The sequence below is a fragment of the Mitsuaria sp. MSU3D genome, from assembly GCF_056867975.1.
In genome coordinates this window covers 420,522-439,144 of record NZ_CP200314.1, presented here as the reverse complement: position 1 = coordinate 439,144, position 18,623 = coordinate 420,522, and the positions used below count along the sequence as shown (strand labels likewise).

The 18,623-nt window shown below is 68.6% G+C and carries 16 protein-coding genes and 2 tRNA genes; 7 read left to right on the top strand and 11 right to left on the bottom strand.

The window, feature by feature from the left end; translation table 11 throughout:
- Window positions 1–61: 61 nt before the first annotated feature.
- The 3 genes from AC1VNM_RS02070 to AC1VNM_RS02060 are packed head-to-tail and all read right to left on the bottom strand — an operon-like array spanning window position 62 to window position 3,790.
- Entirely contained in the window at window positions 62–637 is a 576-nt protein-coding gene (locus tag AC1VNM_RS02070) for a MarR family winged helix-turn-helix transcriptional regulator (protein ID WP_377156210.1), read from the bottom strand.
- Entirely contained in the window at window positions 637–1,425 is a 789-nt protein-coding gene (locus tag AC1VNM_RS02065; protein WP_483105698.1) for an SDR family NAD(P)-dependent oxidoreductase, read from the bottom strand. Before AC1VNM_RS02065 ends, AC1VNM_RS02070 begins: the two co-directional genes overlap by 1 nt.
- A 16-nt stretch (window positions 1,426–1,441) precedes the next feature.
- A complete protein-coding gene (locus AC1VNM_RS02060) occupies window positions 1,442–3,790 on the bottom strand; it encodes a bifunctional salicylyl-CoA 5-hydroxylase/oxidoreductase (RefSeq protein WP_483105697.1) in 2,349 nt (782 codons plus the stop codon).
- Between the two features lie 232 nt (window positions 3,791–4,022).
- Between AC1VNM_RS02060 and kynB the strand changes: the two genes are divergently transcribed.
- The 5 genes from kynB (at window position 4,023) to AC1VNM_RS02035 (ending at window position 9,407) form a co-directional block, all read left to right on the top strand.
- Window positions 4,023–4,670, top strand: a complete 648-nt coding sequence (gene kynB, locus AC1VNM_RS02055; RefSeq protein ID WP_483105696.1) for an arylformamidase — start codon at window positions 4,023–4,025, stop codon at window positions 4,668–4,670.
- A gap of 29 nt (window positions 4,671–4,699) precedes the next feature.
- Window positions 4,700–6,016 carry a kynureninase gene (kynU, locus tag AC1VNM_RS02050; RefSeq protein WP_483105695.1) on the top strand — a complete coding sequence of 439 codons (1,317 nt, stop codon included), beginning with the start codon at window positions 4,700–4,702 and terminating at the stop codon, window positions 6,014–6,016.
- A gap of 8 nt (window positions 6,017–6,024) precedes the next feature.
- Complete coding sequence (gene kynA, locus AC1VNM_RS02045; protein WP_483105694.1) at window positions 6,025–6,933, top strand: tryptophan 2,3-dioxygenase; 909 nt, start codon at window positions 6,025–6,027, stop codon at window positions 6,931–6,933.
- 243 nt (window positions 6,934–7,176) lie between these two features.
- A complete protein-coding gene (locus AC1VNM_RS02040; protein WP_483105693.1) occupies window positions 7,177–8,994 on the top strand; it encodes a M24 family metallopeptidase in 1,818 nt (605 codons plus the stop codon).
- Between the two features lie 131 nt (window positions 8,995–9,125).
- Window positions 9,126–9,407: a hypothetical protein gene (locus AC1VNM_RS02035; RefSeq protein ID WP_483105692.1), complete on the top strand. Its 282-nt coding sequence runs from the start codon at window positions 9,126–9,128 to the stop codon at window positions 9,405–9,407.
- 43 nt (window positions 9,408–9,450) lie between these two features.
- On the opposite strand, the gene AC1VNM_RS02030 is transcribed toward AC1VNM_RS02035, so the two are convergent.
- The 4 genes from AC1VNM_RS02030 to AC1VNM_RS02015 all read right to left on the bottom strand — a co-directional run bounded on the left by AC1VNM_RS02030 (window position 9,451) and on the right by AC1VNM_RS02015 (window position 12,586).
- On the bottom strand, window positions 9,451–10,293 hold the full coding sequence (locus AC1VNM_RS02030; protein WP_483105691.1) for a LytR/AlgR family response regulator transcription factor: 843 nt from the start codon (window positions 10,291–10,293) through the stop codon (window positions 9,451–9,453).
- Between the two features lies 1 nt (window position 10,294).
- Window positions 10,295–11,386: a sensor histidine kinase gene (locus AC1VNM_RS02025; protein WP_431102510.1), complete on the bottom strand. Its 1,092-nt coding sequence runs from the start codon at window positions 11,384–11,386 to the stop codon at window positions 10,295–10,297.
- Window positions 11,387–11,612: 226 nt separating this feature from the next.
- Window positions 11,613–11,867: a hypothetical protein gene (locus AC1VNM_RS02020; protein ID WP_377156224.1), complete on the bottom strand. Its 255-nt coding sequence runs from the start codon at window positions 11,865–11,867 to the stop codon at window positions 11,613–11,615.
- A gap of 149 nt (window positions 11,868–12,016) precedes the next feature.
- The gene (locus AC1VNM_RS02015; protein ID WP_483105690.1) at window positions 12,017–12,586 is read right to left on the bottom strand and encodes a hypothetical protein; all 570 of its coding nucleotides are present in this window, start codon (window positions 12,584–12,586) and stop codon (window positions 12,017–12,019) included.
- Between the two features lie 247 nt (window positions 12,587–12,833).
- Between AC1VNM_RS02015 and AC1VNM_RS02010 the strand changes: the two genes are divergently transcribed.
- On the top strand, window positions 12,834–15,098 hold the full coding sequence (locus tag AC1VNM_RS02010; protein WP_377156228.1) for a RelA/SpoT family protein: 2,265 nt from the start codon (window positions 12,834–12,836) through the stop codon (window positions 15,096–15,098).
- On the opposite strand, the gene greB is transcribed toward AC1VNM_RS02010, so the two are convergent.
- A complete protein-coding gene (gene greB, locus AC1VNM_RS02005) occupies window positions 15,099–15,668 on the bottom strand; it encodes a transcription elongation factor GreB (RefSeq protein ID WP_483105689.1) in 570 nt (189 codons plus the stop codon). It lies immediately after the preceding gene.
- A 117-nt stretch (window positions 15,669–15,785) separates the two neighbouring features.
- On the opposite strand from greB, the gene AC1VNM_RS02000 reads away from it, so the two are divergent.
- Window positions 15,786–16,895: a CaiB/BaiF CoA transferase family protein gene (locus AC1VNM_RS02000; protein WP_483105688.1), complete on the top strand. Its 1,110-nt coding sequence runs from the start codon at window positions 15,786–15,788 to the stop codon at window positions 16,893–16,895.
- 116 nt (window positions 16,896–17,011) lie between these two features.
- On the opposite strand, the gene AC1VNM_RS01995 is transcribed toward AC1VNM_RS02000, so the two are convergent.
- The 3 genes from AC1VNM_RS01995 to AC1VNM_RS01985 all read right to left on the bottom strand — a co-directional run bounded on the left by AC1VNM_RS01995 (window position 17,012) and on the right by AC1VNM_RS01985 (window position 18,618).
- Window positions 17,012–17,088 (bottom strand) — tRNA-Arg (locus AC1VNM_RS01995).
- A 111-nt stretch (window positions 17,089–17,199) separates the two neighbouring features.
- Window positions 17,200–17,276: transfer RNA gene (locus AC1VNM_RS01990), tRNA-Arg, on the bottom strand.
- Window positions 17,277–17,370: 94 nt separating this feature from the next.
- Window positions 17,371–18,618: a heme biosynthesis HemY N-terminal domain-containing protein gene (locus tag AC1VNM_RS01985; protein ID WP_431102505.1), complete on the bottom strand. Its 1,248-nt coding sequence runs from the start codon at window positions 18,616–18,618 to the stop codon at window positions 17,371–17,373.
- Window positions 18,619–18,623 lie beyond the last annotated feature (5 nt).

The following is an 18,623-nucleotide window of genomic DNA, read 5'->3' as shown; positions in this document are numbered from 1 at the left end:
CTGTTTTTCCCGGGTTCGCCGCGGCGATCAGTCGCTGGTGGCGGTCATTGCCCGGTGAGGTTCATTTGCGGGCGGCGTCGAGCTGCGCGAGGTGGCCCTTCAGCCCCGCCAGCAGCTCGTACACCTGCGTCTTCTGTTCGGGCGGCCAGCCGGCCAGCAGCTCGACGATCCAGCCCTCGTGCGTCGCGGCCATGCGCTTGAACTGGCGTCGCCCGGCCGGCGTCAGCCGCACCGTGACGCTGCGCCGGTCCGACGGATGCGGCTCGCGCACGACGTGGCCCTCGGCCTCGAGCTGGTCGGTGATGCCGGTGACGTTGCCGCCGGTGACCATCAGGCGCTGAGACAACTCGCGCATCGTCAGGCCATCGGGACTGCGCTCGAGCTGCGCAAGCAGGTCGAAACGCGGCAGGGTCGTGCCGAAGTCGTTGCGCAGGCGCTGACGGATCTGGTCCTCGATGCGCGTCGTGCAGGCCAGCAGACGCAGCCAGAGCCGCAGCGCCTGGTGATCGCCGTCGTGCATGCGCGATTCCAGGTCGGGGCCGAACTCCGCGCCCGGATCGTCGTCGACGTCCGGACCCGCCCCTTTCGTCGCGGCGCGCGTCGCACCGTGGGTGGCATCTCGTGCAGCATCGCGCATCACATCACCTCCCCGCCGGCGACCGCGATCGCCTGTCCCGTGATCGAGCCGCTGTCGCGGCGCGCCAGCCACGCCACCGACGCGGCGACCTCCGCCGGATCAATCAGTCGCCCTTGTGGATTGGCCGAGGCCAACTCGGCGCGCGCTTCGTCCGGCGTGCGGCCGGTCTTGGCGACGATGGTGTCGATCGCGCCGGCGACGATGTCGGTCTCGGTATAGCCCGGGCAGACCGCGTTGACGGTCACGCCCTTGCGCGCCGTCTCCAGCGCCAGCGCGCGCGTGAGGCCGAGCACGCCGTGCTTGGCCGCGCAGTAGGCCGCGACGTAGGCGTAACCCTTCAGCGCCGCGGTGCTCGCGACGTTGACGATGCGGCCGAAGCGGCGCTCGGTCATCGCGGGAAGCACCTCGCGGCTGCACAGGAAGCTGCCGGTGAGGTTCACGTTGAGCAGGCGCTGCCAGGTGTCGAGCGAGGTCTTCGCGAGCGGCGCCGTCTCGACCTGGCCGGCGTTGTTGACCAGGAGGTCGATCGGCCCGGCCGCGGCCACCGCCGCCGCGAAGGCCTGGCGCACGCTGGCCTCGTCGCCGACGTCGCAGACCTGCAGCTCGACGGACGGGCCGCCGTCGATGTTCAGCCTGTCGCGCTGTTCCTTCAGCTTGTCGATGCGCCGGCCCATCAGCGTGACGCGCGCGCCGTCGACGATCAGCGCCTGCGCGATCGCCGCGCCGATGCCGGAGCCGCCGCCGGTGACGACGGCGTGCAGGCCTTCGAGCGGGTACTTGTTGCTCATGTCGGTGGTTCCCGTCTCAGACGCCGAGCGCCCGGTTGGCCTGTTCCTGCGCGGCGGCCCCGCCGCCCGTGGCACGCTGGCGCTCGAACTCGCGCTCCATCTGGCTCTTGCCGGAAAGGTACTGCGCCGGCCAGTCGAGGCCCGGGCCCGACAGGTAGCCGATCCTCGCCGCCTCGGTCAGCGTCCATGCCGGATTGGCCAGGTGCGGACGCGCGATCGCGCAGAGGTCCGCGCGGCCGGCCGCGATGATGCTGTTGACGTGGTCCGCCTCCGAGATCGCTCCCACCGCGATCGTCGCGATGCCGACGCGGTTGCGCACGCTCTCGCTGAACGGCGTCTGCCACATGCGGCCGTAGACGGGCTTCTCCTGTTTGCTCACCTGGCCCGAGGAGACATCGATCAGATCAGCCCCCGCGGCCTTGAAGGCCTCGGCCATGGCGACCGCGTCCTCGGTCGTCGTGCCGCCGGGCACCCAGTCGTTCGCGGAGATCCGCACCGACATCGGCCGATCCTGCGGCCACACGGCGCGCATCGCGGCGAAGACTTCGAGCGGATAGCGCAGGCGGTTCTCCAGCGAGCCGCCGAACGCATCGCCGCGCTGATTCGTCAACGGCGACAGGAAACTCGACAGCAGGTAGCCGTGCGCGCAGTGCAGTTCCAGCCAGTCGAAGCCGGCCTCGGCGGCCCGGCGCGTCGCGGCGACGAAGTCCGCCTTGACGCGGTCCATGTCCGCACGCGTCATCTCGCGCGACCACTGGCTGACGCCGTCCAGATACTGCTGCGGCGAGGCCGAGATCAACGGCCAGTTGCCCTCGTCCAGCGGTTGATCGATGCCGTCCCAGGCCACGCGCGTCGAGCCCTTCGCGCCGGCGTGGCCGAGCTGCATCGCGATCTTCGCGGTCGAGCTGCGATGCACGTGGTCGACGATGCGCCGCCAGCCGTCGCGCTGCGCGTCGTTCCACAGGCCCGGGCATCCCGGCGTGATGCGCGCGTCCGGCGAGACGCAGGTCATCTCGACGAACACCAGCCCCGCGCCGCCCATCGCGCGGGCGCCGAGGTGGGCCAGGTGGTAGTCGCCGGGCTGGCCGTCCTCGCAGGAGTACTGCGCCATCGGCGACACGACGACGCGGTTCTTCAAGCTCACGCCGCGCAGCGTGAACGGCGTGAACATCGGGGGCGCCGCGCGGTCCAGGCCCGCGCGCCGCGAGAGCCACGTCTCGTACTCGCCGACGTAACGCGCATCGCGCAGCCGCAGGTTCTCGTGCGAGATCCGCTGCGAGCGCGTCAGCAGCGAGTACGCGAACTGCTCCGGCGCCAGGCGCGCGTGGCGCTCGACGTTCTCGAACCACTCCGTCGAGTTGCGCGCGGCGTTCTGGATGCGCAGCACGTCGATCGACCGCGTGGCTTCGTATTCCTCCAGCGCGGCGGGCAGGCTGTCGACGCCGCCGCCGTGACGCTCGATGTCGCGCGCCAGCGCGATGGCGTCCTCCAGCGCGAGCTTGGTGCCCGAGCCGATCGAGAAATGCGCCGTGTGCGCCGCGTCGCCCATCAGCACCACCGGCGCGCGACCGTTGTGATGCACCCAGCGCCTGCAGACGACGCGAGGGAAACGGATCCACTGCGCCGAGCCGCGCAGATGCGCCGCGTTCGAGATCAGCGGATGGCCGTCGAGCACTTTGGCGAAGAGCTTTTCGCAGAAGGCGATGCCCTCTTCCTTGCTCATGCCCTCGAGGCCAGCGGCCTGCCAGACCGACTCCGGCGTCTCGACGATGAAGGTCGAGTGCGTGTCGTCGTAGCGGTAGGCATGCGCCTGGAACCAGCCCCACTCGGTCTTCTGGAAGTCGAAGGTGAAGGCGTCGAAGAGCTTGGTCGTGCCGAGCCAGACGAAGCGGCAGTGCCGCAGGTCGACGTCGGGCTGGTAGGTCGCGGCGTACTTCTGGCGCAGGCGGCTGTTGAGGCCGTCGGCGGCGATGATCAGGTCGGCGTCGATGTCCGCGTCGTCGGCGACATCCGTCTCATAGCGCAGGACCACGCCCAGTTCCTCGCAGCGCTCGCGCAGGATGTCCAGCAGCTTGCGCCGGCCGATGCCGCAGAAGCCGTGGCCGCCGGACACCATCGTGCGTCCGTCGATGTGGACGGCGATGTCGTCCCAGTGGTTGAAGGACTGCAGGATCTGCTCGGCCGTCTTCGGGTCGGCCTCGCGCAGCGCGGCCAGCGTCTGGTCCGAGAACACCACGCCCCAGCCGAAGGTGTCGCCGGCGCGGTTGCGCTCCAGCACCGTCACGTCGTGCGCCGGGTTCTGCCGCTTCATCAGCAGCGCGAAGTACAGGCCGGCGGGACCGCCGCCGATGCAGGTGATACGCATGGTGGGAAACCCGGCGAGCGTCGGGCGAGGACTGCTTGATGGGATCACTTTAGGCATTGATAGTTGAAGTGTCAACGATCAAGGGACGCTAGATAACCCTGAGTCGATCGACGTCGTCGGACCGGGCGGCTTGCGCAAACGCTCCGGCCTTGTTGGAATTAACCGACACCACGGCCCAGGACGCCGCGCTAAGGTGCGCGCCGTCGTGCCGCAAGCCCGGCAGGAGCAGCAGATGAAGTCAACCAGTCCTTCCCCTCGGCGATCGCTGTGGGACATCTCGCCGGTGGTGGCGCCCGACGCGCCGATCTTTCCCGGCGACGAGCCTTATGCGTTGAAGTGGACCGCCCGCCTGTCGCCGGACTGTCCGGTGAACCTGAGCGCGATCACGATGTCGCCGCACGTGGGCGCGCATGCCGATGCGCCCTTGCATTACGCCGACGGCGTCGCGAGCGCGGCGGAGGTCGCGCTCGATCCCTACCTCGGGCCCTGCCGCGTGATCCATGCGATCGGCTGCGGACCGCTGATCCGCATCGAGCATCTGGAACACGCCGGGCAGGACCTGCCGGCGCGCGTGCTGGTGCGCTGCAACGAGCGCGCGGACACGGTCTGGAATCCCGACTTCAGCGCCTATGCGCCGGAGACCGTCGAGTGGCTCGCCGCGCGCGGCGTGAAACTGATCGGACTCGACACGCCGAGCGTCGATCCCGCGACCAGCAAGACGCTGGACAGCCATCAGCGGCTGCTGCGCCTGGATCTGCGCGTGCTGGAGAACCTCGTGCTCGACGAGGTGCCCGAGGGCGACTATGAGCTGATCGCGCTGCCGCTGAAGCTGGCCGGCGCGTGCGCGTCGCCGGTGCGCGCGGTGCTGCGGTCGCTGTGACCCCTCTTCCCAATTCATCTGGACCATTGATGACGACAAGACAAGACTGCCTGGCCCTGGACGCCGCCGATCCGCTGGCGCCGTTGAAGGACCAGTTCTCGCTGCCCGCGGGCACGCTCTACCTGGACGGCAATTCGCTCGGCGCGATGCCCAAGGCGACCGCCGCGCGCGTGCAGCAGGTCATCGCCGAGGAATGGGGCCGCGACCTGATCAAGAGCTGGAACACCGCCGGCTGGATCGACCTGCCCTCGCGCATCGGCGACAAGATCGGCCGCCTGATCGGCGCAAAGCCTGGCGAGACCATCGTCGCGGATTCGACCTCGCTCAACCTCTACAAGGTGCTGAGCGCGGCGCTGCGCATCGTCAAGGCGGACGAGACCGACACGGGCGGCCATCGCCGCACGGTCGTCGTCTCGGAACGCAGCAACTTCCCGACCGACCTCTACATCGCGGAAAGCCTGGCCGAGCAGTTCGGCATGACGCTCCACCTGGTCGACCACGTCGATGAGATTCCTTCGCTGCTGAACGATCGGCTCGCGGTGCTGATGCTCACCGAGGTCAACTACCGCACCGGCCGCAAGCACGACATGAAGGCGGTGACCGCCGCGGCCCACGCGGCCGGCGCGCTGACGGTGTGGGACCTCGCACACTCGGCGGGCGCGATCCCGGTCGACCTGAACGGCGCGGATGCGGACTTCGCCATCGGCTGCGGCTACAAGTACCTCAACGGCGGTCCGGGCGCTCCCGCCTTCGTCTGGGCGCATCCACGCCACGCGGATCGTTTCTGGCAGCCGCTGTCAGGCTGGCTGGGTCACGCATCGCCGTTCCAGTTCACGTCGAACTACGCGCCCGCGCCAGGCATCAAGCGCTACATCTGCGGCACGCCCGCGATCCTCTCGACGGCGGCGCTGGAGTGCGGCGTGGACACGCTGCTCGCGGCAGAGCCCTTCGGCGGGATGGCTGCGTTGCGCGAGAAGTCGATCGCGCTGACCGAGCTGTTCGCGCGTCTGGCCGAGCAACGCTGCGGCGAGCAAGGCATCTACGTCGTCTCGCCGCGTGACGCCGCGCTGCGCGGCAGCCAGGTCTGCCTGGCGCTGAAAGCACCGCTGCACGAGACCACCGGCTATGCGGTGGTGCAGGCGCTGATCGAGCGCGGCGTGATCGGCGATTTCCGCGCGGGCGACCCGACTCGCCTTGACGAGGTGCCGCACATCCTGCGCTTCGGCTTCACGCCGCTGTACATCGGCTTCGCCGACGCGTGGGATGCGGTCGAGCATCTGCACCAGGTGCTGGCCACCGAGGAATGGCGCGAGGCGCGCTTCAACAAGAAGGCGGCAGTGACATGAGTTGCCCGATGGGACATGGGTCCGGCGCGGCGCCCGACAACGTCGACAAGCGCTCAGCAGACGCCGGGGGAGACGCCGGGCAAGGCGGCGAAGCGATCGTCCGCGAGGAAGGCGCGCAGCTCGATTTCTCCAAGGACATGAGCTACGGCGACTACCTGCGCCTGGATCAGGTGCTGAGCGCGCAGCACCCGCTCTCGCCCGACCACAACGAGATGCTCTTCATCATCCAGCACCAGACCTCGGAGCTGTGGATGAAGCTGATGCTGCACGAGCTGCACGGCGCGGTGACGCACGTGGCCTCGGACCAGTTGCCCGAAGCCTTCAAGATGCTGGCGCGGGTGTCGCGGATCATGGAGCAGCTCGTCCACGCCTGGGACGTGCTCAGCACCATGACGCCGCCGGAATACTCGGCCATCCGGCCCTACCTCTCCAACAGCAGCGGCTTCCAGAGCGCGCAGTATCGGCGCATCGAGTTCATGCTCGGCAACAAGAACGCCGCGATGCTCAAGCCGCACGCGCATCGCGCCGATCTGCTGGCCGACGTGCAGGCGGCTTACGAAGCGCCCTCGCTGTATGACGAAGTCCTGCGGCTGCTGAAGCGCCGTGGCATCGACGTGCCGGCCGCCGCGCTCGATCGCGACTGGACGCAGCCGCGCTCCGCCGACGACGGCGTCAAGGCCGCGTGGCTCGAGGTCTACCGCGATCCGAAGGCGCATTGGGACCTGTACCAGATGGGCGAGGAACTCGTCGACCTCGAAGACGCCTTCCGGCTTTGGCGGTTCCGCCACGTCACGACCGTGGAACGCGTCATCGGCTTCAAGCGAGGCACCGGCGGGACGGGCGGCGTCAGCTACCTGCGCAAGATGCTCGACGTCGTGCTGTTTCCCGAGCTGTGGGCGTTGCGGACGGAGCTCTGAATTCAGGGACCGAGCGCTCGCGGGGCGACCAGGCCCCCTTGACGCCATCTCCCTCCTTTGGCGGCCGCCACGGCCGCCAAATTCCCTCCCTAAGTTCCGTCAAGGGGGCCTGGTCGCCCCGCTCCGGTACACCTCGCACGCTCGTTGGAGGGGCGGGACGGTCGCTTCTACAATTCGGGGACTTCGAAGTGGGGGATCTATCCGGTCACCCACGGTCCGCTCGCCAACCCGCCGAGGCCCGCCATGGATACCCGCCTTTCCCAGATCAAGCTGCGCATCTCCAGATTGCGCGACGCACTGCGCAACGCCGGCGCCCACGCCATCCTCGTCCCCTCGGCCGATCCGCATCTCTCCGAATACCTGCCGCGTCGCTGGCAAGCCCGCGAAGTCTTCTCCGGGTTCACCGGGTCGATGGGCACGCTGGTCGTCACGCTGGATGACGCCCAACTCTTTGCCGACAGCCGCTACTGGACCTCGGCCGAACGCGAACTCGCCAACAGCGGCATCAACCTCTTCAAGATCCCCACCGGCGCCTCCAGCCAGCACATCACCTGGATCGCGGACAAGCTCCAGAGCGGCCAGACGCTGGTCGTCGACGGCCAGGTGCTCGGCCTTGCGGTGGCGCAGCAGCTGCGCGCCGCGCTCGGCGCCAAGGGCGTGCTGATCAACACCGCCATCGACCTGATCGACCAGGCCTGGGACGAACGCCCCGGACTGCCCGACGCCCCCATCTACGAACACGCCTCGCCGCAGGCCACCGTCAGCCGCGCCGACAAGCTCCAGCAGGTCCGCGAAGGCATGGCCAGGCACGGCGCATCCCACCACCTGATCTCCAGCGTCGACGACATCGCCTGGCTGTTCAACCTGCGCGGCTCGGACGTCACCTACAACCCGGTGTTCCTGGCGCATGCGCTGCTCGACAAGAATGGCGCGACGCTGTTCGTGCAACCCGGCAAGATCGACGCAGCCCTCGAGCAGCGTCTCTCGGCCGACGGCGTGCGCCTTGCGCCTTATGCCGACGCCCGCGCTTCGCTGGGCGCCCTGCCCGCGGATGCCAAGGTGCTGATCGATCCGCGCCGCGTCACGCTCGGCCTGCGCGAGGCGCTGCCCGCGTCGGCGACCGTCATCGAAGCCATCAACCCCAGCACCCTGCTGAAGAGCCGCAAGAACGCGGCCGAAGCGCAGTTCATCCGTCAGGCGATGGAGCAGGACGGCGCCGCGATGTGCGCGTTCTACGCCTGGTTCGAAGCAGCGATGGCGCGCGGCGAGGCGATCTCCGAACTCACTATCGACGAACGTCTGACCGCGGAGCGCGCCAAACGCCCCGGCTTCGTCGGCCTGTCGTTCTCGACGATCGCCGGCTTCAACGCCAATGGCGCGATGCCGCATTACCGCGCGGTGCCGGAGTCCTTCTCCCAGATCGACGGCAACGGCCTGCTGCTGATCGACTCGGGCGGCCAGTACCTCGGCGGCACGACCGACATCACCCGCGTCTGGCCGATCGGCACCATCACCGACGACCACAAGCGCGACTACACGCTGGTACTCAAGGGCACGATCGCGCTGTCGCGCACCGCGTTCCCCCGCGGCACGCTGAGCCCGATGCTCGACGCCATCGCCCGCGCCCCGCTGTGGGCCTACGGCCTGGACTACGGCCACGGGACCGGCCACGGCGTCGGCTACTTCATGAACGTCCATGAAGGCCCGCAGAGCATCTCGAAGGCCGTGCCCGATGCGAACATGGCCATGGAGCCCGGCATGATCACGTCGATCGAACCTGGCCTCTATCGCCCCGGCCAATGGGGGGTGCGAATCGAGAACCTGGTGCTGAACGTGGCCTTCGACACCCCCGAAAAGGGGCAGTTCGGCGAGATGCTGGCGTTCGAGACGCTGACGCTGTGCCCGATCGACACGCGTTGCATCGCGCTGGCCTTGCTGTCGGAAGACGAACTGGCATGGCTGAATGCGTATCACGCCGAAGTGCGCCGCCGCCTGGCACCACTGGTCGACGGCGAGGCGCTGGCGTGGCTGAACACCCGCACCGAGGCGCTGCAACGTTGATCGCCAGACCGTCCATGCGACGGATGGCGGAAAAGCGCGGTTGATCCGCGCTTTTTTACGTCCGGCCTCGCTGGAAGCGCTCCGGGCCGCCACCTAGACTTGTTCCAGGTTGTCGACGAGGAGCAGAGACCATGGACACCCGACTCTCTCAAGCGTGGAACGGCTGGCGCGCCTTGGCGCGACACAGGCCGCCGACCAACGACGAGCACGAGCTACACCGTTTCTCCGACGGCGCCATGCACACGGCCTTGATGGTCGCGATCATCGCGGTGGCCGTGATGGCCGTCGTGCAGATGGTCAACGTCGCCGCCCCGATGTGGCAGCTGGAACCCGTCGTCGTGCAGGGCAAGGCGCAGCAGGTGCCGCTGCCCGCCGCGCCGCAGCCACTGGAACAGGCGCAACCCGGGCGCTGAGCCCCGCGGGACCGGCCACGCCGGTCCCCGCTGCCGGCCCGTCTCACATCTGCCGGAACAGGTGCAGGTAACTGCGGCTGACCGGCAGCACTTCGGGGCGGGCCTTCAGGTGGAGGTCCGCCGTTTCATTGGGACCACGCGTGACGTGACTGATCGCGTGCAGGTTCACGACGACCGAGCGATGGACCTGCACGAAGCGCTGTGCGTCGAGCCGCTCGATCAACTCTCGGATCGGCGTGCGGATGAGGGCCTCCCCCTCCGCGGTGACGACCAGCGTGTACTTCTCATCCGATCGCAGGAACAGGATGTCGTCGACCGGGATCAGCTTCAGCGTCGAGCCCACCGAGGCTCGGATCCATTGCAGCGGTCCGGTGTCGGTCGCCAGGCCGCCGGCCGTCGGCGCAGGCGCGCCCGGCGGACGGGCCATGCGCCGGGCGAGCTCGTCGATGACGGCTTCGAGCGCCGCCTGGCTCCCCTCCGCGCGCGATCGCCGGGGCGATTCGGCCAGACGCTCCTTGAGCCGCCCGACCGTGTCGGCAAGGCGAACCTCGTCGACCGGTTTGACCAGGTAGTCGATCGCGCCGCGCTCGAAGGCCTGCAGCGCATATTCCTCGAAGGCGGTCACGAACACCACCTGCGCCTGGCGCGCGATCTGCCGCGCCGCTTCCATCCCGTTCAGGCCCGGCATGTGGACGTCGAGGAAGGCGATGTCGGGCCGATGGACTTCGAACATCTCGACCGCCTCGCGTCCGTTGCGCGCCTGCGCGACGACGCGCAACTCCGGCCACAGCAAGCCGAGACTGCGCTGCAGGCTGTCGCGGAGCAGCGGTTCGTCATCGGCGATCAGGGCCGTCGGCGCGTGGGCGGAGTGGGTGGAGGAGCTCATGTCATTGCGGCGTGAAGCGCAGTTCGGCGCACAGGCCGTGCGGCAGATTCTCGGTGAGCGCCAGCGTGGCGCCGAGGCCGTAGAACAGCGTCAGCCGCTCGCGCAGGTTGCGCAGTCCGGTGCCGCTGCCCATGCTCTGCGTCATGCCGACACCGGAATCGCTGACCCACAGCCGGACCTGCCCGTCGTGCAGCGCGCCGCCGACCTCGATGCGGCCACCCTCCTCGCTCGGATCGATGCCGTGGCGCACGGCGTTCTCGACCAGCGTCAGCAGCGCCATGGGCGGAAAGCGCAGGCCGCCGAGTTCCGGCGGCAGCTCGACGACGTAGTCCAGCCGGTCCGGCATCCGCAGATGCATCAGCTCAAGGTAGGCACGGACCAGCGCCACCTCGTCCGACAGCGTCGTGGCATCGCCTTGCAGCCTCGGCATCGCCGCACGCAGGTAGGCGATCAGGCTCCGCAGCACCGGTGCGGCTTGCGGCGAACCGGTCTCCACCAGCGCACGGACATTGGCCAGCGTGTTGAACAGGAAATGCGGCTCCACCTGCGCTTGCAGCAGCCGCAGGCGGGCGTCCAGCGCCTGGCGCTCCAGCTCGCTCCGTTCGAGCTCGAAGCTGAGCGCCTGGTTGCGGGCTTCGGCGTCCCGCTGGCGGTAGAGCGCGCCCATCGCCAGCAGCGGCCCGACCACCAGGCCCGAACCCGCAATCCAGAGGAAGCCGAGCATCCGGGATTCGGACTCGACGAAGCTGGAAAAGTCGCCGCCGACGGCGACCATGTAGACCGCCAACGTGGCCAGCGGCACCGCCGCCGCCACCACGACGACCTGGAACAGCCAGCGCGCCCACCAGCGCGGCAGACGGCGCGGCCATTGCCCCGCCGCGGAGAACGCCAGCAGCGCCAGCATGCCCACGAACATCGTCCGCCCCAGCAGGACCGGGAACGGCGTGATGAAGATCGGTTGCAGCGCCAGCGCGAAGACGGTGGCCAGCGCCAGGGCCAGCAGGACGCGCTGGGGCGTCAGATAGGAGACGAAACCATGCCAGGCCGGGTGCGGAGGCTCGACGGGGCTGACAGGGAGGACCGGGGTCGACATGCCCGCACGATAGCGGGCCCGCCGCGACGATCCAAGCGCGGGCCGGCTCTCACGCGACGAAGCACGGGATGGGCCGCTTGAGCCACGAAGACCGGGCCGGCAATCGCCCCCACTCGCGGCAGCGTGGTCAAGAAATCTTCGAACAGCCTGTCGTCGGACAGGGGGGCGTCGGAGAAGTCGTCGGAGCAGTCGTCGGACAGGCCGTCCTCGAACGGGCCGGCCGCGTTCATGCGTACATCCCGATCCGGCACATCACCGCTTCCTTGCCGGCATTGATGGCGAAGCGCAGCGCCTCCGCCGGCGTCGCCCAGCCGTAGCCGCCGGCCAGGTTCTCGTCACGGAAGGCCTCGCGCTTGTTCACCGCCTCGCTGTGCCCCGTCCGCACCACGACGACCGCCGCCACATAGCCGAACTGGCGCGGACGTTCGATCGCGCCGGCATAGATGCGGTAGTCCCCGGTCTCGATTTCGGCGAAGTGCATGGCTGACTCCTTCAACGACAGGCAGCTCGTCGGGAGCCGCGATGGAGTCGACTGTGCGCGCTGCAACGCGCGATGCATACCCAACTGAGGAGGGCCCTCGGAAGGGGGAGTCCGTCCCGGATCCCCCAATCGGGCGATGGGCCCGGGCTTCAGAACTGGTTGTTCGCGATCGAGGTGTACTCGCGCAGCTCGGCTTCGACGACGCGCTTGGGCGGCACGTCCGCCGGGCGCTGGCCCAGCGTGGGATGGAGGACGTCATAGGCCCGACGCTCCGACGGCGAAATCACGCCGTTCTGGTCGGAATCGGCTTCGGCATACACCAGGTTGGGCACCAGGCTGATCGGCTCGGGGAACTTCTCATCCTCGGACACCACGGCGGCACGGGCATTCGACGGCTGGAAGGAGGTGCTCTGCGCCGTCACGGTCGTGGGGGCGGCCGGCGCCGGTGCCGGTACTTGAACTGAGGCCGTTTGGGTCGACGCCACTTGAGCGGGCGCCGTTTGAGCGGACGGCGTTTGAGCGGACGGCGTCTGAGCCGGCGACGCCGTGCCGGAGGCCGCCAGGCTGGTCGCCTGCGGGGACAGGCTCACCACGGCGGACGCCTCGGCCTGCGAAGCGGTCGAGGGGTCGTAGACATCGGCTTCGCGCACGCGGGCCGACTGCCCGGTGCTCGCACCGGGTCCGTTCACATTCGTCGAGTTGTTCAGGGCAGCAATCATGGCGAGCCTCCCGCGAGGTGTCCGCACATTTCGGCCAGCGGATGCCGGGACCGGGACACGTCCCGGGCCAACGCCCTTTCAGGGCATGATCGGTTTATCGGCGGGCGATCTCCGGACTTTAGGCCTCAGTCCGCGCCTTTCGCACTTTCTTGATAGGGATAAACCCCTAATCCCGTGCGGGAAGGAGCTTCGAGCCCGCAAGCCCACTCACCGGAAACCCCTGTCGCCTTCGGTTAAATTGCAACGCATGGGTCTCCGCTCCTTCGCAACCGCTCACATTCCAGGTCTGACCGGACTGGCAGGCCCCAAGGCCACGCCGGACACGGCCGCCGAGGCGTCCTCGTTCGACGCGCTCGTGGATCGCCTGCACTACCTCCCCAAGGCCGACGTCAAGCGCATCCGGGAGGCCTACAAGTTCGCGGACGAGGCCCATCTGGGCCAGTTCCGGGCCAGCGGCGAGCCCTACATCACCCATCCGATCGCCGTCGCCGGCCTGTGCGCCGACTGGCGCCTGGACGCGCAGGCCATCATGGCCGCGCTGATGCACGACGCGATGGAGGATTGCGGCGTCACCAAGACCGAGCTGATCGAACGCTTCGAGGCGCCGACCGCGGAACTGGTCGACGGCCTGACCAAGCTGGACAAGCTGCAGTTCTCGACCCGCGAGGAATCGCAGGCGGAGAGCTTCCGCAAGATGCTGCTGGCGATGGCGCGGGACGTCCGCGTCATCCTGATCAAGCTGGCCGACCGCCTGCACAACATGCGCACGATGCAGCACATGGCGTTCGACAAGCGACGACGCATCGCCCGCGAGACGCTCGACATCTACGCCCCCATCGCCCACCGGCTCGGCCTCAACGAGATCTACCGGGAACTGCAGGAACTGTCGTTCCAGTACATCCACCCGTGGCGCCACGGCGCGCTGGCCAAGGCCGTCACGAAGGCGCGCGGTCACCGGCGCGACCTGGTGTCGCGCATCGAGCGCGATGTGCAGAAGGCCTTCGCCGAGGCCAACCTGCGCGTCGAGATCCAGGGCCGCGAGAAGACGCTCTTCAGCATCTACAAGAAGATGAGAGAGAAGCACCTGAGCTTCGCGCAGGTCAGCGACATCTTCGGCTTCCGCGTCATCGTGCAGGACCTGCCGCAGTGCTACTGGTCGCTGGGCGTGCTGCACCAGCTCTACAAACCGCAGCCGGGCCGCTTCAAGGACTACGTCGCCATCCCCAAGCCCAACGGCTACCAGTCGCTGCACACGACGCTGGTCAGCCCGCTCGGCACGCCGGTGGAATTCCAGATGCGCACCGAGGCGATGCACATGGTCGCCGAGAAGGGCGTGGCCGCGCACTGGCTGTACAAGAGCAAGGGCGACGCCAAGGGCGCGCAGCAGCTGGGATCGCGCTGGCTGCAGTCGCTGCTGGACATCCAGGACGAGACCCGCGACGCGACCGAATTCCTGGAGCACGTCAAGATCGACCTGTTCCCGGACGCGGTCTACGTGTTCACGCCGAAGTCCAAGATCATGGCGCTGCCCAAGGGCGCGACGCCGGTGGACTTCGCCTACGCGATCCACTCGGACGTGGGCGACCATTGCGTCGCCGCCAAGGTCAACGGCGAGCCCGTGCCGCTGCGCACCGAGCTGCGCAGCGGGGACGTGATCGAGGTGGTCACCGCCGCCGGCGCGCGGCCGAATCCGGCCTGGCTGAGTTTCGTGCGCACCGGCCGGGCGCGCTCCAAGATCCGGCACTTCCTGAAGAACCTGGAGCAGGAGGAATCCCGCGAGCTCGGCCATAAGATGCTGGCCCAGGCGCTGCGCGCCGAAGGCCTGGCGCTGCCCAGCCTGCAGCCCGAGGACGAGACCGCCGCCGCGCTGTGGCAGGACCTGGCCCGCTGGGCGGGCAACCGGCATGTCGACGAGCTCCTCGTCGAGATCGGCCTGGGGCGCAAGATCGCGACGATCGTCGCGAAGAAGCTGGCGCGCACGCTGTCCGACCAGGGCCAGCGGCCCGACGCGGTGCTGCTGACGATGGGCCGTTTCGCCACCGATGACGCACCGGCGCAGGGTCAGGTCTTGATCGACGGCAGCGAGGGCGCATCGGTGCGGCTGGCCACCTGCTGCCGGCCGATTCCTGGCGACGACATCAAGGGCTATCTCGGCCGCGGCGAGGGGCTGGTGGTGCACACGGCCGAGTGCTCGGTCGGTAGACGCCTGTTCCAGCGCGACAGCGAGCACTGGATCGCCGTGGGCTGGGGCGAGGAACTGAGCCGCAGCTTCGAGGCGGAGGTCGGCGTGCTGATGCGCAACGGCAAGGGCGTGCTGGCGCAGATCGCGACCGCCGTCAGCAGCGCCGAGGCCGACATCACCCACATCGCGATGAGCGACGACTCCCAGCAGCGCGAGACGGCGGAGATGACGCTGTTGCTGGCGGTGCGCGATCGGCTGCACCTGGCCGACGCGCTGCGCACGCTCAAGCGCTCGAGCGCCGTGATGCGCGCGTGGCGCGTGAAGCCCTGATCAGGCGCCGGGCTTGGCGGGCGTCGGGTAGCGGACCTCGACAACCTCGATCGGCTCCACGCCGACCGGCGTCACCAGCTGCAGTTCATCGCCCTCGCGCGCCTTCAGCAGCGTGCGCGCGATCGGCGACACCCAGCTCACCTCGCCCGCCAGGCTGTCCGACTCGTCGATGCCCTTGATGGTGATGGTCCGCTCCTCGCCTTTCGAATTGGCGTAGGTCACGGTCGCGCCGAAGAACACCTGGTCGCTGCCGTGATGGGCGCTGGGGTCGACGACCTCGGCGATGTCCAGCCGCTTCGTCAGGAAGCGCAGACGGCGGTCGATCTCGCGCAGCCGCTTCTTGCCGTAGAGGTAGTCGCCGTTCTCCGAGCGGTCGCCGTTCTTCGCGGCCCAGGAGACGATCTCGACGATCTTCGGGCGCTCGACGTCCAGCAGCTGCATGAACTCGGCGCGCAGCCGGGCGTAACCCTCCGGCGTCATGTAGTTGCGCGAGCCCTGGGGCAATGCGGGCAGCGACGGGCCGTCGTCATCGTCGTTGCTCTCGGATTCCTTCGTGAATGCCTTGCTCATGAGGCTATTGTGTCGCGCACCGGGCCTGCCCTGATCGTGTCGTCGTCCAGCGGTCCGGAGAATCAGGCCCCAACACGCTATGGTGTGACGACTCCACATCCCCAGGGAAGGCGCGGCATGAACGACACCACGGACCCGGGCGCGAGCGGGCCCTTGAACGGATTGCGAATCGTCGAGTTCGCCGGCATCGGCCCCGCGCCCTTCGCAGGGCTCGTGCTGGCCGATTTCGGCGCCGATGTGACCGTCGTCGAGCGCCCGGGCGGCGAAACCCGGCTCGGTGGCGGCGCGGCGCTGAATCGCGGCAAGACCGTCGTGCAGGCGGATCTGAAATCACCCGCCGGTCTGGCTCGGGTGCGCGAGCTCATCGCGGGTGCCGACGCGCTGATCGAAGGCTTTCGGCCGGGCGTGATGGAAAGGCTCGGATTGGGCCCGGACACGCTGCTCGCGGCCTACCCCAGGCTGGTTTACGCCCGGCTCACCGGTTGGGGCCAGACAGGGCCGATGGCGCAGCGTGCCGGCCATGACATCAACTATGTCGCGCTGAGCGGCCTGATGCCCTTCGCGGCGCGTCCCGGCCAGGCGCCCGCGCTACCGGCCACCCTGCTCGGCGACATCGGCGGCGGCGCGTTGACGATGCTCTTCGGACTGATGTGCGCGTTGTGGGAGTCGCGCCTGTCAGGCCGGGGGCAGGTCGTGGACGCGGCGATCGTCGACGGCGTCGGCTACATGGGGACCCTCATCCAGGCGCTGCGCGCCGGCGGCCGGTGGGACGACGATCCGTCGCGCAACCTCTTCCTGCATCGCTCGCATTTCTACGATTGCTTCGAATGCGCGGACGGTCGCTGGCTGTCGCTGGGGGCGATCGAAGCGCCCTTCCAGCAGGAACTCATGGCGCGGCTTGGCCTCCCGGCGACGTCCCAGGACGATCCCGCGCATTGGCCGGCGTTGCGCGAGGCGGTCGCCACGCGGATCCGGCAGGAGCCGCTCGCGCACTGGGTGGCTGCGTTCGAAGGAAGCGACGCCTGCGTCGCACCGGTACTGACCGCCGCTGAAGCGCCCTTGCATGCCCATCAGCAGGCCCGCCGCAACTTCTTCATGCAGGACGGACTGGCGTGGCCGATGCCGGCACCGAAACTCTCCCGCACGCCAGCCCGGCCAGGTCCTCCGGTCACCGAGAACGATCTCCCGCAGGAGTTATTCGGTGCGGACGATATTCGCCCAAGATAATCCCCCGCGGTCATTCAATCTGTCTCACGCATGGATTTCACGGGGAATCAGCGGAAATCCGAAAATGCGTCGGACAAAGAAAAACGCCAGCGTCTTTCAACGCTGGCGTTTCGATTTGGTGCGGCTGGCAGGATTCGAACCCACGACCCCTTGGTTCGTAGCCAAGTACTCTATCCAACTGAGCTACAGCCGCTCGACTTTTACTGATCAGGAACCGCCGTCGTGGAAGCGATCCCAGGTTTTTGTTGTTACTTTTTCTTTTGCTTGCCGAATCTCCGGTGACCCGGACATTCAACAGTTTTTCTGGTGCGGCTGGCAGGATTCGAACCCACGACCCCTTGGTTCGTAGCCAAGTACTCTATCCAACTGAGCTACAGCCGCTGAAAGACTGCGACTATAGCATGCGTTTTTGCGGGTCTGCAAGTATCTCGGCGAAAAATCATTCCATCGACCGGGCTGCGTCCCACGCGAACCCTCAGCCCAAGCGCGCGGCGGCTTCGTAACAGCGCGCGCGGCGTTCCGCGTCGTCGTCCTGGTCCGCCATCTCGGCCAGCCGCAGCCAACTGCGGCGACGCGCGTTGACCGTCAATTCGCGGTCCTCGGCGGCCTGCTCCAACATCAGGCGCGCCTTGCCCCACAACTGCCGTTCCGCCAGCGCGTGGCCCAGCGCGAACGCCATCATGCCGTCGCGGGGGAAGCGCTGCACGGCGCCCTCCAGCCGCTGCAGCCACTCCGGCCCCAGTCCCGGCATGCACAACACCAGCGCCTCGGCCAACGCCTGGCGTTCGTCCGAGCCCTGCTCGGCGATCGATTCCCAGAACGGACGCAGCCAGCCCCGACCGTCCTCCGGCGCCCCGAGACCGGCCGCGCAGTTCGCGGCCCGCGAGGCCACGAACACATCGCGCCGATCCGACGCGTCCAGTTGCTGCCAGATGCCGCGCAGTTGATCGATGTCGCGCGCGGTGTCCAGCGCCTCGCAGGCGAGCGAGCGCAGCAGCCCCTGCGCCGCCGCCTTCGAGAAGCCCTGGTGCTTGGCCAGCAGGCGCGCGGTACGCAGCGCCTCGAGAGGCTCGTGCGCGAGCCGGCTGCCCTGCAGCTTCAGTCGCAGCGCCTGCGTGCGGCGCGCGACACCCGGCGTGAGTTCCCCCAGCAGCCCCAACGCGCGCGGCGCGTCGCGATCGTCGAGCGCCCATTCGGCGGCCAGCAATCTCGCGCCCTCTTCCTGCACGCGGGCACCGGCCGTCGTCGCCGCCACCTGCAGAGCCTGACGGAGGTGCTCGTCGCGGTTGCGTCTGTCCTGCAGCCGGTGCGCGCTCTGTGCCGCCACCAGGTGCGCCAGGGCCATGAAGGCGCCGTCCTGCGCCAGGTCGGGCGTCTGCGCCTGGATGGCGAGCGCGCGCTGCGCCGCCTTCTGCGCGCGGCTGTAACGGGCGCCGAAATATTCCGCCCACGCCTCGCGCAAGGCGATCTGGGCGCTGCGCTCGCGCTGGGCCATGCGCCACAGGCGCGCGCGCTTGGGCAGCGTCAGCAGCGCGTCCAGCGTCTGCATCAGCGTCATCAGCGCAAAGCAGCCCGCCACCAGCAGCAGCAGGAACAGGTTGAGCGACAGATCCATCCGCCAGCCGCGCCAGTAGAAGCTGGCGAGACCGTCGTTGTTGCCCAGCGTGAGCGCCGCCACCACGGCGGCGACGAACAGCAGCACCAGCCAGATCACCATGCGCATGGCGA